The organism is Rhizobium sp. BK491, assembly GCF_014194925.1.
GTDB lineage: Bacteria > Pseudomonadota > Alphaproteobacteria > Rhizobiales > Rhizobiaceae > Rhizobium.
The window spans coordinates 14,870-28,418 of sequence record NZ_JACIAR010000012.1 but is presented as its reverse complement, the minus strand read 5'-3'; the positions used below and the strand labels follow the sequence as shown (position 1 = coordinate 28,418).

The following is a 13,549-nucleotide window of genomic DNA, read 5'->3' as shown; positions in this document are numbered from 1 at the left end:
CGATTGGATGCCCTTAGGACGAAGGAGGAGCGGCAGGGCCGACAAAGCTTTTGAAAATTTTTCGGCGACCTCGGTCGAGCCGAAACCAAAATGTCAGCCGGCTGCCAACCTTTCCGCGAATTCGATCGCCTCAATCAGGCTTCGCTCGTTGGCGATGCCCTTGCCGGCGATATCGAAGGCGGTGCCGTGATCGACCGAGGTGCGCACGATCGGCAGGCCGAGGGTGATGTTGACGCCGGAAAGATCCATCCATTTGCCCGTCGCCGGGTCGATCTCGAAACCGAGCAGCTTAACCGGAATATGGCCCTGATCGTGATACATGGCGACAACGGCATCATATTGGCCGGCGCGCAGCTTGACGAAGACGGTGTCGCCGGGGACGGGGCCGACGATATCGAGCCCATCGGACACCGCCTTGGCGATAGTCGGCGCGGAGATGTCGATATCCTGCCGACCGAAGAGACCGCCTTCGCCGGCATGCGGATTGAGGGCTGCCACCGCGATCTTTGGCTTCGCGATGCCGAGATTGTTGAGCGCCTTGTACGTGAGGTCGATGACGAGCCGCAGCCGCTCGGGCGTCAGGCGCTTCGGCACATCCTCCAGCGCGACATGTGTGGTGACGTGGCTGACGCGCATATTGCCATGGGCGAGCATCATGACAGAACCGCGTGCGCCGGTCAGTTCCGCCAACAGCTCGGTATGGCCGGCATAATGGAAGCCGGCCTTGTTCAGCGCTTCCTTGTTGAGCGGCGCCGTGACGATGCCACCGACCTTGCCTGACATGGCGAGTTGAACGCCCTTTTCGATCGCCTTGAACGCCATGCGTCCACCGTCTGCGGAAAGCTGGCCCGGCAGGATCGGATCTCCTTCGGCATCGGCCTGGATGAAGCAGAGGTTCGGCCAGTCGCCCTCCATCTCAGTCTCGGGAATCTCGATATCGAGGCCAAGCTGCTGCTCGGCAAGCCGCAGGGCCGGGCCGCTGCCGATAATTGTAAGTTTTAACTTACCATTAGTAAGCCGATCCTTTAGCTGTGCTGCAGCCTTGATGATGATTTCCGGGCCAATGCCGGCGGGGTCGCCCATGGTGATCGCCAGATGCCGCGTCATGGTTCTTCTCCTCCGGCAATCAGCCCGTTTTCATTCAAGAGGTCGCGCCACAGGGTCGGGCCGCCGAAGGCCCCAGACTTGGAGATGACCGTGGTACCTTCCCAAGGGCCGCCAACGATCGTCGAGCGGGGGAGGCCGGGTGCGGCCTGGCCGGTGATGCTGAGGGCTGTTACATCCAGCGCCGAGCAGAGATTGCGCAAGGTCTCGCCGCCGGCGACGATCAATGTGCCCGGGGCCGGCAGCGCCTTGGCCATGCCGCCGAAGCTCGCCGCGATCCGCCTTGCAGCATCATCGCGTTCAAGTCCGGTCGGCAGGTCGAGACTGACCATGGCGACGCCGCTTTGCCGGATTTGATGATCGATGGCATCGGCATCAGCGCCTTCCGCAAGCTTCAGCCAGTTAGGACCGCAGGCCTGGAGCTGCGCCAGCGTGATCGGCTGGTCCGAGCCGAACAGGCCGAGCACCGGCCTTTGCAGCTTGCGCGAGATGGGGACCGATGGCGTTGGGTAGCGTTTGCCCTCGTTCTTCCTGGCGGGGGAGCGGTGGTGCGTTGCCCGGTCGATATTGCGTGCCAGAGCGCGGGCAAGGCCGCCGGTGCCGCTCCAGAGAACCGGCCCTTCCAGCTGCGACGACACCCATGCGATGATGGCATCCAGATCGTCATCCGTATGCGCATCGAAAACATGGATGCCATCTGGAAGCGCCTTGCCTTCGAGGCCATCGAGTGGCGTGTTGAAAGCCGGCAAACCCTCGGCGTGCAAATGCGCTGTTATATCGCCGCTAATGTCGCGCCAGGTGTCCTTGCCGGCAAATAGCACTTGCCGTCCGCCGCGTGTATGCCGCCCGTGATGCGGAAAGGCCGGCGCGAGGATGCAATGCCGCCAGTGGCCGAGCCGGAAGCAGGCGGCCAATTCCGCCGCCCAGGGGCCGCGAAACAGGCTGTCCACCTTCTTGAAGGCGAGATCGGCGCCTTTCAGCAACGGCGCAATGCCGGCGACGATCGCCTCTGCTTCGGCGGCCGTTTTCTCTCGGGTGCCGCTGTCGATCGCCAGGCAATCCGGCAGCGTCGTGGAAAGAGCATCGCTGCGCTCGACCGCGATCGGCCCGTAGACACCGACGAATTCGACGGCGGTATCGAGCGCGCCGGTCAAATCATCGGCAATGAGGCGGAGAGTGGGCATTGGCGGAAAAGCCTTCAGCGGGCCTTGCGGGTATCGGATATGGAAATGGACGTGAGGCCTTGCGGCGGCTCGGATGAAGCGCAATCTTCAGCCTTCCATGAAGGATGTCAACGGGTTGCTTTGTCACCGAGTCATGTCGGGCCGCTGGATATGAAATATAAAAATGCCCCTCACCCCAACCCCTCTTCCCGTTTTGACGGGAGAGGGGGGCGATCCCGCCAAGCCCCTTCGCCCCGCGTGCGGGGAGAAGGTGGACTCGAACAATCGAGCGAAGCGAGACTGTGAGAGGACGGATGAGGGGCTCTTCTGTCCATATGCAATTCTCCCGCCGATACATCGATCGCGACTGCGACGTCTGCCCACGTTTACCCACTGGCGCATATGCGGATATGCTTGTAAGTGAACGGCGCGGCGGATCGTTTCAGTCGCTTCAAGGAGGGCAGGGTGAGCTACGATTTCCATGTGGGCCAGAAGGTCGTCTGCATCGACGACAAGTTCAAGCATGTCAGCATCGATCAGCTGATCCGCAAGGGGACGATTTACACCATCCGCTGGGTCGGCGAGTACACGCATTATGTCGACGGCACCTTCATCGGCGTGAAGCTGGAGGAGATCCATCGCGGCAATGACGACGGGCCGGAGGGCTATGGCGCCGCCGACATGCCCTATCGCGCCAGCCGCTTCCGCCCGCTGGTGGAGGACAAGATTGCCTCGCTCAGAAAGCTGCTCGCGCCGACGCCGGATGCGCCCGCCGAGCCGAAGGTCAAGACCAAGAAGAAAGAAAAGGTCTGACGGGCGGGCGGCATTAAAGCCAGCCGCCCCTTTGCATTACCCCTGCCGCGCCCGCGCAAGCCCGTGCTCGATCAGCCGGCTGATAAGCTCCGGATAGGAAATGCCCGAGGCGTCCATGGCCTTGGGATACATGCTGATATTGGTGAAGCCGGGCATGGTGTTGATCTCGTTGATGACAGCGCTGCCGTCCGGCCGCAAAAAGAAATCGACGCGCGCCAGCCCTTCGCATCCGAGCGCGCGAAAACCGTCCGCCGCCATGCGCTTCATCGCCTCTGCCGTGTCAGCCGGAATATCCGCCGGCACGGTGACGACGGCGCCGTTCTGGTCGAGATATTTCGCCTCGTAGGAATAGAAGCCGTGGGTCGCCGCCGTGGCGATCTCGCCCGGCACGGAGACGAAGAGCGTACTGTCAGGCTCTTCCAGCACCGCGCATTCGATCTCGCGGGCGCGCACGAACTCTTCCACCAGCACCTTGCGGTCATGTCGGAAAGCCTCGGCCAGTGCTCTCTCGAACGCTGCGGCATCCTGCACCTTGCTGACGCCGACCGACGAGCCCTGGCGGGTGGGCTTGACGAAGACGGGCGAGCCGAGCGTGGCCGCGATCTCATCGAAATCCGGCTTGTCGCCGCGCACGAGCGTGACGGAGCGGGCAACCGGCAGCCCGGCCTCGCGCAGCAGGCGCTTTGCCATATCCTTGTCGATCGCGTTGGCCGAGCCGAGAATGCCGCAGCCGACGAGGGGCAGACCGACGATCTGGGCAAGGCCCTGAATGGAGCCATCCTCGCCGTTCAGCCCATGCAGCACCGGAAACAGCACATCGACCGCAGGCAGTTCGCGGGCGCACGACCCTTCCAGCGCCAGCAGCCGGCCCTTGCCGCCCGGCACCAGGCAGACTTCCGTGCCTTCATAAGCAATCGGCTCCGGCAGCACGCCGCCCTTTTCCTCCACCAGCAGCCAGCGCCCGCCGCGATCGATCAGGATCGGCACGATCTCATACCTGCCGCCATCGATCGCCTTGACGACATTGCGGGCCGACATGACGGAAACCTCATGCTCGCTGGACTGACCGCCAAACAGAACGGCGACGCGTAGTTTTGACATAGAGGCTTTTCTCCCGGCCAAAAGGATGTGATGGGAGAAGGGTTTAAACGCGGGATTGCAGCGGAATTGGGGAGGGGGTGGTAGGTACTCTAAAAGATCACTGTAGAAAGATTTTGATGTATCTTTAAATCACCGGCCCCTACATCCGAGATGCGTTTCTGGGAAGCTATGGCATGAGCAGTGGGCGCGAACTTTGCCATAGCGAGGATATCGAAATATAGGGACCTACGAAATCCCAGAACAGCTTTCCAAAAAGAACCGTAATCATTGCCCACCAAATTTTACGATGTTTAGCAGGGCGAGTAGCTTGGTCTGATATTTCAACCATCGGGAACGCCCATTTGGTGTAGCTGAAGAGGAATCTGTAGGCCCAGATAGCCGCGAGCGCGATGTAGATGTAAACGGCACCCGTTAAAACAGGTCCGGTGCGCGCGAAATGTAAGCTGATCCAATTCGACGATAGCCAGCAAGCATAGAATGCAAGAGGAAATCCCACTATCATCTGGAATAAATCGTACACAAATGGTCCGTGAAAAAATGTACGAACAGGCCGCCTTCGGAGAATACGCTTGTTAACCGCAGCTTCAATACCCGCTCTCCAGCCGCTCCTGGTTCCTCGGATGCTTAAATTGGTTTCGTTGTCGGTAGCACTTGATACAAAGCGGCTAGCATCAAATAATGGTGGTTGCCTTAAATCGACAAAAAATTGAAACATGTGTTCAGGCTCGACGCCAACGTTGTTTCTATAGGGAGTGATGTTTGAAATGTAGAAGCTTTTTATATACGGTCCATTGGGTTCTATTTTAAGGACAGATGGCTCTCTACTGTGTATTGACGATCCATCTTCATAATTTACTGTAGCCAATACGTGAAATACATTTGCTCGGAGATTGTCTTTTAATTTAGAAAAATCATCTTCAGACTGATCTGTAGCCTTCACAAGCTGCGAGATTTCAACCTCGCCTTGTTCTCGAACTATCTCAGCTAACTCGGAAAAAATAGCTTTCAAGCCTTCCAGAGAGAATGAAACGGAACCGTATTTTATCTCTTTTGTAGTTGGATTTGTCATGGCCAAGACTCGTTGTGAAGAATCCAAAATATAAAAGTACGGTAAGCTTCGACATCGTCGTGTGGCTTAATCCACAGTCATCTCAGATCCAATAACGCTTGGCGCATCCGGACAAATCAATACTCTCAACATGGCATGTTGGGTGCCGCGCGCTGATTACGCAGCTTTAAGTAATTAAAAGTCTGTCTAGGAAAACTGGTGCTGCTAGAGAGATTTGAACTCTCGGCCTCTCCCTTACCAAGGGAGTGCTCTACCCCTGAGCTATAGCAGCATTCCGTGGCGCGGTGTGGTGCGCCGTATTGGGCGAGGCGGCTATTGCCATAGGTCGGGGCGGAGTGCAAGCCGCAAATTGCAAGTTCTGTGAAAGATCGTTGGAAAAAATGTGTCGGTCTTTTGACGCCTAAGGTTTTCCGCTATGAGGAAGACATGGGTGCGGACAAGACGAAAATCGATGAAGGGCAGGCTTTGCTGGGCGGTTCGGTGCCTGCTGAGGTCAGCGTAGAGGCGGGTGAGCCCGTGGGCGGCAGGCAGGTTACGGAGGCGGATCGGCGGCGCGAGCGTGCCGCGCAGAAGCTGCGGGAGAATCTGTCCCGCCGCAAGCAGCAGGTCCGGGCGCGCCGCGCCGGCCAGGCCGACGAGACGGATGGGCTGCCGGCTGCAAAGGCTGGGGATAATGCCGAAACCGCCGCAAAAAGGGACGAATCGCAATGATTGATGTCGTCCATCATCAAACGAATTGATGCGTTAATCTATTTCGTCTAAAGAGCGCCTTTTACCAAGGTGCACGAAACTTAGGTGCGCAAAACTCGGCGCCCGCAACCTGGGCGCTCGGAACTATCAGGAAAGGCGGGCCTCGCCCGTATTACTTATATGGATCGTATCAGGATTGTCGGCGGCAACGAGCTCAACGGTATCATTCCGATCTCCGGCGCCAAGAATGCCGCGCTGCCGCTGATGATCGCCTCGCTTCTGACAAGCGATACCCTGACGCTCGAAAACGTGCCGCATCTGGCCGATGTCGAGCTTTTGATGCGCATCCTCGGCAATCACGGCGTCGATGTCGCTGTCAACGGCCGGCGCGAGCGCCAGGAAGACGGCTATTCCCGCACGATCCATTTCACCTGCCGCACCATCGTCGATACGACCGCACCTTATGAGCTGGTCGCCAAGATGCGCGCGAGCTTCTGGGTCATCGGGCCGCTGCTCGCCCGCGAGGGCCAGGCGCGCGTTTCGTTGCCGGGCGGTTGCGCCATCGGCACGCGTCCGGTCGACCTCTTCATCGAAGGCCTGCAGGCGCTCGGCGCTACCATGGAAATCGACGGCGGCTATATCAATGCCGCCGCGCCCAAGGGCGGCCTCATCGGCGCCCGCTATGACTTCCCGAAGGTTTCCGTCGGCGCGACGCATGTGCTGATGATGGCGGCCACGCTTGCCCGCGGCACCACAATCATCGGCAATGCTGCCCGCGAGCCCGAGATCGTCGATCTCGCCAACTGCCTGATCGCCATGGGCGCCAAGATTTCCGGCGCCGGCACCAGCACGATCACCATCGAGGGCGTCACCTCACTCTCCGGCGCGCGCCATCGCGTGCTACCCGACCGCATCGAGACCGGCACCTATGCCATGGCCGTCGCCATGGCCGGCGGCGATGTCACGCTCGAAAATACCGATGTCGCGCTGCTCGACACCGCGCTTGAAAGCCTGCGCCGCGCCGGCGCCACGGTTTCGCCGACCAATAACGGTATCCGCGTCATGCGCAATGGCGGCGGTATCCAGCCGGTCGACGTCGTCACCGATCCGTTCCCCGGCTTCCCGACAGACCTGCAGGCGCAGTTCATGGCGCTGATGACCCGTTCTTCGGGCGTCTCGCATATCACCGAGACCATCTTCGAAAACCGCTTCATGCATGTGCAGGAACTCGCCCGCCTCGGCGCCAAGATCTCGCTTTCCGGCCAGACCGCCCGCATCGAGGGCGTCGAGAAGCTGAAGGGGGCGCCCGTGATGGCGACCGACCTTCGCGCTTCCGTCTCGCTCGTGATCGCTGGCCTTGCCGCCGAAGGCGAGACGCTGGTGTCGCGCATCTATCACCTCGATCGCGGTTTCGAGCGGCTCGAAGACAAGCTGACGCGCTGTGGTGCAGTGGTCGAGCGCATCAGCGACTAAGATCGTCGCGCTCCCCCCGAGCAGCGCTCCGGTTTTTGCATCCCGCTGTCGCAAAAGCGCGACAGCATTTTGCGGGATCCGGCCTATTTCCATCCATCGGCGAGAAGAGAGCGGACAACCCCGCTTTCTTCGGTTGCGTCTTTTGCGCTCGCATTTTATGTCCAGAATGGAGAAACCTCGGCAATCGTGCTTGCCGGGCGTTCTAGAGCAATTCCAGGAAAAGTGCGTAGCGGTTTTCCGTCCGGAATTGCGTAAGTAGAAAGGATAGAGCGTTTTCGCGATTCGAAGAAAAGCAGAAACGCTCTATTGGCGCGATTAGGGATAAAAGGACGAATGAGCGATCTCAAGCTAATGGCACTCGACACCGAGGACCTGGATGTCATCTCTGCCTATATGCAGGATAGCGTCTTCAAGGTCGGCGATATGTCCTTTGCGCCGAAGCAGGAGCAGTTTTCGCTCGCGGCCAACCGTTTCGTGTGGGAGCAGTCGGATCAGCGCAGCAAGCCTTACGAACGCCATCGTTCCGCGCTGGTGTTCAAGCGCGTCAAGGCAGTCCGCTCCAGTGGCATCGACCGGCGCAAGCGTGACGAGGTGTTGTCGCTGCTTGCCATCCGCTTCGAGCAGAAGGGCGAGGGGCCTGACGGCACGATCGAGCTTGCCCTTGCTGCCAACGCCACGATTGCGCTTGATGTCGAATGCATCGAGGCCCAGCTTGCGGATATTGGTGGCGCGTGGGAAACGGCCCATAAGCCTCGACATCCCGATGCGGGCGAATAGATAGCGACGGTTGGATTTTTGCCGCAGCAGGCGGCCGCAGTGAAAGAGGAATATCAGTTTGGCTATCTGGCTGGATCAGGCGTCGGAAGGGTTCGAGCAGCAGTTCGCCGCATTCCTGACGACCAAGCGGGAAGTGTCCGAGGATGTGAATGCGGTGGTGCGCGGCATCATCGACGATGTGCGGGCGCGGGGCGATGCCGCCCTTGCTCACTATTCCAAGAAATTCGAGGGCATCGATTTCGCCGTGACACCGATGCGCGTCACCGAAGCCGAGATCGATGCGGCCGTTGCCGCCGTTCCGGCCGAGGTCCTGGGCGCGCTGAAGGTCGCCGCCACCCGCATCGAATCGCATCACCGCCGGCAACTGCCGAAGGACGATATCTATGAGGACGATCTCGGCGTCGGCCTGGGATCGCGCTGGACGGCGATCGAGGCCGTCGGCCTCTATGTACCCGGCGGTACGGCTAGCTATCCGAGCTCGGTGCTGATGAATGCCGTGCCGGCCAAGGTCGCCGGTGTCGACCGCGTCGTCATCGCCGTGCCGACCAAGGATGGCGCCGTCAATCCGGCCGTGCTTGCCGCCGCCCGCATGGCCGGCGTCGAGGAAATCTACCGTATCGGCGGCGCGCAGGCGATTGCCGCGCTTGCCTACGGTACCGAGACGATCGAGCCGGTCTATAAGATCACCGGCCCGGGCAATGCCTATGTTGCCGCAGCCAAGCGCCAGGTCTTCGGCACCGTCGGCATCGACATGATCGCCGGCCCTTCCGAAGTACTCGTCATTGCCGACAAGAACAACGATCCGGATTGGATCGCCGCCGACCTGCTGGCGCAGGCCGAGCATGACGAAAGTGCTCAATCGATCCTGATTACCGACGATGCCGAATTTGGCAGAGCCGTGGAAGCGGCGGTCGAGCGGCAGCTGAAGCAGCTCAGCCGCTCGCAGACGGCGGCAGCGAGCTGGCGGGATTTCGGCGCGGTCATTCTGGTCTCCGATCTGAAGAAGGCCATTCCGCTTGCCAACCGGATCGCCGCCGAGCATCTGGAACTTGCGGTCGACGACCCCGAGCCGCTGCTTGCCGGCGTGCGCAATGCCGGCGCGATCTTCATCGGCCGTCATACGCCGGAGGTGATCGGCGATTATGTTGGCGGCTCGAACCATGTGCTGCCGACGGCCCGCTCCGCGCGCTTTTCCTCCGGGCTCTCGGTGCTCGATTTCGTCAAGCGCACCTCGATCCTGCGGCTTGGGCCGGATCAGCTTCGCGCACTCGGGCCGGCGGCGATCGCGCTTGCCAATTCCGAGGGGCTGGATGCACATGCGCGATCGGTCGCGATCCGCCTCAATCTCGAGGGGTAAGGCATGACCAAGGGCGTCTTCCGGCTGAGCGATGTGGTCCTCGACGACACGATCGGCCGTTCGACGCCCGATGTCGAGCATGAGCGCGCCGTCGCCATTTTCGACCTGATTGAGGAAAACAGCTTCACGCCCGTCGGGCATGAGGGCGGGCCCTATCTGCTCAATCTTTCGCTGGTCGACCAGAAGCTGGTCTTCGACATCCGCATGGAAGATGGCGGCGTTGTCGCCACCCATATCCTGTCGCTGACGCCGTTTCGCCGGATCGTGAAGGACTATTTCATGATCTGCGAGAGCTATTACGAGGCGATCCGCTCGGCCACGCCAAGCCGTATCGAAGCGATCGACATGGGCCGGCGCGGCATCCACAACGAAGGCTCGCAGACGCTGATGGACCGGCTGAACGGCAAGATCAGCGTGGATTTCGACACGGCGCGCCGGCTCTTCACGCTCGTCTGCGTGCTCTATTGGCGCGGGTGACTGCCATGGACGAGCCGCAGGCGATCGAGCACAATGGCAGGTCGTCCGGGGGCAAATCCCCCGGTGCCATCCTCTTCATGTGCGGCCTGAATACCATCCGTTCGCCGATGGCCGAAGCGATCGCTCGGCAGATGCTGCCGCAGGGCACCTATATCACCTCGGCTGGCGTGCGTGCCGGCGAGCGCAATCCCTTCGTCGATGTCGTGCTTTCCGAGATGGGGCTTTCGCTCGGCCGGCGCCAGCCGCAGACCATGGAGGAGCTGGAGGACGATTTCTTCGATGTCATCATCACGCTCTCTCCCGAGGCGCATCACGCCGCGCTGGAACTGACGCGGGCCAATGCCGTCGACGTTATCTATTGGCCGACGATAGACCCCTCCGCCACGGACGGAACCCGCGAGCAGATTCTCGATGCCTATCGCGGCGTAAGGGACTATCTTCTCGGTCTCATCGAGAGCAGGCTTGTGGAACATCGTGGTTCGCTTTAGAGCCGCAAGTGAAACAAATGCAGAAACCCTTATCAACGTGGTTCACAAAACCGCGGCGATTGTGTAGTTTCCGCCCAAATTTCCGGCGACCCAGCCTTTTTGTCACGGGCGCCGACCTCAACCGACAGGAAAAGAAGCTTTAATGCCGAAAGAAGAAGTCCTCGAATTTCCCGGTGTCGTTACCGAACTCCTGCCGAACGCAACCTTTCGCGTGAAGCTGGAAAACGAGCATGAGATCATCGCCCACACCGCGGGCCGCATGCGTAAGAACCGCATCCGCGTTCTGGCCGGCGACAAGGTGCTGGTGGAAATGACCCCTTACGACCTGACCAAGGGCCGCATTACCTACCGTTTCAAATAGTACGCCGCTCGCTGGAGCCGGATGCCCGGACATTTTTCGGCATCACGCTCCGGAGCCGGCTCTCATTCCCGCATGACAGGTCGAGATCTGATGGCGTTGAAACACAAGCTGATACTGGCCTCCGGATCGCCGCGTCGCGTCGAGCTCCTGCATCAGTCAGGCATCGAGCCCGCGCGCCTTATGCCCATGGACATCGACGAGACGCCGAAGAAGGCGGAGCATCCGCGCTCGCTGGCGCGGCGGCTTTCGGCGGAGAAGGGTGATGCAGCCTTTGCGGCTATCAAGAGCGATGCCGCCTGGCAGGGGAGCTATATCCTTTCGGCCGATACGGTCGTTGCCGTCGGACGGCGCATCCTGCCCAAGGCGGAGTTTGTCGACGAGGCGGCTGCAGCCCTGCATCTGCTCTCCGGCCGCGGCCATGTCGTCTATACCGGCATCTGCCTGATCACGCCGGACCGCAAGGCCCGCCAGAAGGTCATTGAGACCAAGGTGCGTTTCAAGCGGCTCTCCGGCCGCGACATCGACATGTATCTCGCCTCCGGACAATGGCGGGGCAAGGCCGGGGCCTACGGCATACAGGGGCTTGCAGGCTCCTTCGTGCAGAAGCTGGTCGGTTCCTACACCAATGTCGTCGGATTGCCGCTTTATGAGACCATGCTGCTGCTCGCGGGCGAGGGGTTCGACGTCCACGCCGGATGGCAGGAAGGATAGAGCTGATGACGAAGGCTGAAGAGATCAAGGTTGGCTCGAAGGTCGAGCCGCTGCGCAAGACGCGTCCCTGTCCGGAATGTGGCCGCCAGTCGGTGCGCGAGCACTATCCCTTCTGCTCGGATCGCTGCCGTTCCGTCGATCTTTCGCGCTGGCTCAACGGCTCCTATGCCATCCCAGTGACCGAAGACGAGACGAAGGCCGGCGGCTCCGATCAGGACTGAATGAGGTTTTCCAAAGAGGTTCTATGTTGCGAACCTCCTCATTTTGTTCGCGAATTGGCAAAATTCGATTTCCTGTCAAAAAAGAGTCATTTGCGGCTGGACATGGCCGAACAAGATGCTATAACCCCGCTCGCTTCCGGGGTGAACCAACCGCCCAGCGCCTTTCACGGCTCTTTTCTCGACGCGAAGCACGGATGCCCAGATAGCTCAGTTGGTAGAGCAGCGGATTGAAAATCCGCGTGTCGCTGGTTCGATTCCGGCTCTGGGCACCACTACCAACTTTCGAAATTTTTCACTTCTGTCGGATGCCTGATCGGTCTTGGTGATATCAGAACGAGGGTGGAGTACGCTTTTGCGTCCATCCGACTATCAAGTCGGAAGAATTATCAAACGATGCTCTCTTCGGGGTCGGGTCCTTCGGCGTTTCGATGGGCGCGGCGGAGGCCAGCTCCTCCGCGATCCTCAGGATCATGGCTCGCAGCTCAAAGCCAAATAGCCAACGGCGCTCGTCCGATGGAGGGAGAGTGTTTGTAAGCAGCTTTCAGCTTCGCTCGCTGAACGTTCGGTATGTCATGACAGAAATCGTTCAGCGCCAAAAGAAAGGCGATCTTGGTCAGTTGATCAGGGCGGACTATGCCGCATTGAAACAAAACGATCAGCTTTGATGCAAAACCTTCCTTACTATAGTCATTTGGATCGAACCATGTCTGCTTTATCACCTCATTAAACACTATTCGAACTTTGTCCAAATCGTTCGGCATCAGAGTGCCATTGGAGAGGCGTTGCAAACGCTCCATGGTATCCCTTTCAACCAGCCTAGCGCTGGAAGCGCCTAAAGGAACTATTGAATGCTTCCGGATTCAGGGGGCGGCTAAAGTACAGTTTGAGGACGCGTTGGCCGATCGCGCTCGATCCGTAGGGCCTTAAGCATTGCAGCCTTCTCGATCCGGGCGGCAACGTCACCCGTTGTAATGGGACGGAAGACCGTGTCGGTTTTCTCTCTGATGGGGCATTGGAACCGCTTTGAACGTTTTGACATGATCACAACCAAAGATGAACTGACGGAAGGCTGAGGCTGAGAATAGCCGCCACACCAGCGATCAAGACAGAGGTCTCTATCAGCATGCGCATCGAGCGTCGTACTGTGTTGGCAATAAGAACGTTTTGCATTTTGGCTCCTTGTTATAATTATTTTCTAGGATTTGGGCATACTATCACATTTTTTAGAAAATTTTCATAATATTTTTGATTGTTAATTTTAGCGGTAACTTACTGTTTTGGCTCTGTCATTGGGAGAGATTGAATAGCCCGAGTTTCGTAGAGATCTCGGGTCAGATTTTCTGCTGCTTCTCGAACGCGACAGGCGATAGCATCCCGTTCCTGACGTGTTTGCGTTTCGGCTTGTGGAACATCTCGATGTAATCGAACATGTCCCGACGTGCTTCATTGCGTGATCGGTAGACCCTGCCTGCGTCGGAGCTGCGCGGCTGCGATATCGATACAATTGCGACATGACATGCTAGAATGTCTAGGAATGGTAGAATGGTTCGATTCCGGCGCTGGGCACCATCTTTTCTCCCAAATCATGCGGACAATGAAGCGCGACGCTGGCTTCGACCAATTCTTCGTTCAGATCGCGTTTTCGGATGAGTGCCCGCCGTGCATGCTTGGTCATTGAAGTGAAGATTTTTGCGTGCGGTGTTTTGATCGCAACCATCTTATGGTTGTGTTTCATTAATTCGGT

General features: G+C 59.2%; 15 protein-coding genes, 2 tRNA genes and 1 pseudogene. 11 read left to right on the top strand and 7 right to left on the bottom strand.

Annotated features, from left to right (window positions below):
• Nucleotides 1-93: 93 nt before the first annotated feature.
• Both pdxA and FHX05_RS27600 read right to left on the bottom strand, forming a co-directional pair.
• Entirely contained in the window at nt 94-1,107 is a 1,014-nt protein-coding gene (gene pdxA / locus FHX05_RS27605; protein ID WP_183875857.1) for a 4-hydroxythreonine-4-phosphate dehydrogenase PdxA, read from the bottom strand.
• Nucleotides 1,104-2,288: a four-carbon acid sugar kinase family protein gene (locus FHX05_RS27600; protein ID WP_183875855.1), complete on the bottom strand. Its 1,185-nt coding sequence runs from the start codon at nt 2,286-2,288 to the stop codon at nt 1,104-1,106. Before FHX05_RS27600 ends, pdxA begins: the two co-directional genes overlap by 4 nt.
• 444 nt (nt 2,289-2,732) lie before the next feature.
• On the opposite strand from FHX05_RS27600, the gene FHX05_RS27595 reads away from it, so the two are divergent.
• Nucleotides 2,733-3,080 (top strand): CAP-Gly domain protein, encoded by a 348-nt coding sequence (locus FHX05_RS27595; RefSeq protein ID WP_112410135.1) that lies wholly within the window; start codon nt 2,733-2,735, stop codon nt 3,078-3,080.
• Between the two features lie 36 nt (nt 3,081-3,116).
• Here the strand turns inward: FHX05_RS27595 and FHX05_RS27590 are convergent, their stop codons facing one another.
• The 3 genes from FHX05_RS27590 to FHX05_RS27580 all read right to left on the bottom strand — a co-directional run bounded on the left by FHX05_RS27590 (nt 3,117) and on the right by FHX05_RS27580 (nt 5,521).
• Nucleotides 3,117-4,181, bottom strand: coding sequence for a D-alanine--D-alanine ligase family protein (locus FHX05_RS27590; protein WP_183875853.1), 1,065 nt, complete (start codon nt 4,179-4,181; stop codon nt 3,117-3,119).
• A gap of 166 nt (nt 4,182-4,347) precedes the next feature.
• The gene (locus FHX05_RS27585) at nt 4,348-5,250 is read right to left on the bottom strand and encodes a hypothetical protein (protein WP_183875851.1); all 903 of its coding nucleotides are present in this window, start codon (nt 5,248-5,250) and stop codon (nt 4,348-4,350) included.
• A gap of 196 nt (nt 5,251-5,446) precedes the next feature.
• Nucleotides 5,447-5,521, bottom strand: a tRNA-Thr gene (locus tag FHX05_RS27580).
• A gap of 245 nt (nt 5,522-5,766) precedes the next feature.
• On the opposite strand from FHX05_RS27580, the gene FHX05_RS27575 reads away from it, so the two are divergent.
• The 10 genes from FHX05_RS27575 (at nt 5,767) to FHX05_RS27530 (ending at nt 12,077) form a co-directional block, all read left to right on the top strand.
• A complete protein-coding gene (locus FHX05_RS27575; RefSeq protein ID WP_112413523.1) occupies nt 5,767-5,961 on the top strand; it encodes a hypothetical protein in 195 nt (64 codons plus the stop codon).
• 159 nt (nt 5,962-6,120) lie between these two features.
• Nucleotides 6,121-7,413: a UDP-N-acetylglucosamine 1-carboxyvinyltransferase gene (murA, locus tag FHX05_RS27570; protein ID WP_183875849.1), complete on the top strand. Its 1,293-nt coding sequence runs from the start codon at nt 6,121-6,123 to the stop codon at nt 7,411-7,413.
• Between the two features lie 333 nt (nt 7,414-7,746).
• Entirely contained in the window at nt 7,747-8,190 is a 444-nt protein-coding gene (locus FHX05_RS27565) for a DUF2948 family protein (RefSeq protein ID WP_183875847.1), read from the top strand.
• Between the two features lie 58 nt (nt 8,191-8,248).
• Nucleotides 8,249-9,547: a histidinol dehydrogenase gene (gene hisD, locus FHX05_RS27560; protein WP_183714217.1), complete on the top strand. Its 1,299-nt coding sequence runs from the start codon at nt 8,249-8,251 to the stop codon at nt 9,545-9,547.
• A gap of 3 nt (nt 9,548-9,550) precedes the next feature.
• The gene (locus FHX05_RS27555) at nt 9,551-10,024 is read left to right on the top strand and encodes a UPF0262 family protein (RefSeq protein ID WP_112602971.1); all 474 of its coding nucleotides are present in this window, start codon (nt 9,551-9,553) and stop codon (nt 10,022-10,024) included.
• Between the two features lie 5 nt (nt 10,025-10,029).
• Nucleotides 10,030-10,512, top strand: a complete 483-nt coding sequence (locus FHX05_RS27550) for a low molecular weight phosphatase family protein (protein WP_183875845.1) — start codon at nt 10,030-10,032, stop codon at nt 10,510-10,512.
• Nucleotides 10,513-10,654: 142 nt separating this feature from the next.
• A complete protein-coding gene (infA, locus tag FHX05_RS27545) occupies nt 10,655-10,873 on the top strand; it encodes a translation initiation factor IF-1 (RefSeq protein ID WP_004117876.1) in 219 nt (72 codons plus the stop codon).
• A 90-nt stretch (nt 10,874-10,963) separates the two neighbouring features.
• A complete protein-coding gene (locus FHX05_RS27540) occupies nt 10,964-11,584 on the top strand; it encodes a Maf-like protein (RefSeq protein WP_112335240.1) in 621 nt (206 codons plus the stop codon).
• A gap of 5 nt (nt 11,585-11,589) precedes the next feature.
• Entirely contained in the window at nt 11,590-11,805 is a 216-nt protein-coding gene (gene yacG, locus FHX05_RS27535) for a DNA gyrase inhibitor YacG (RefSeq protein WP_112602969.1), read from the top strand.
• A 196-nt stretch (nt 11,806-12,001) separates the two neighbouring features.
• Nucleotides 12,002-12,077, top strand: a tRNA-Phe gene (locus FHX05_RS27530).
• Nucleotides 12,078-12,287: 210 nt separating this feature from the next.
• Here the strand turns inward: FHX05_RS27530 and FHX05_RS27525 are convergent.
• Both FHX05_RS27525 and FHX05_RS27520 read right to left on the bottom strand, forming a co-directional pair.
• Nucleotides 12,288-12,602: a hypothetical protein gene (locus FHX05_RS27525; protein WP_183875843.1), complete on the bottom strand. Its 315-nt coding sequence runs from the start codon at nt 12,600-12,602 to the stop codon at nt 12,288-12,290.
• A gap of 534 nt (nt 12,603-13,136) precedes the next feature.
• A pseudogene (locus tag FHX05_RS27520) lies at nt 13,137-13,271 on the bottom strand (IS3 family transposase); the annotation flags it as partial.
• Nucleotides 13,272-13,549: the final 278 nt, after the last annotated feature.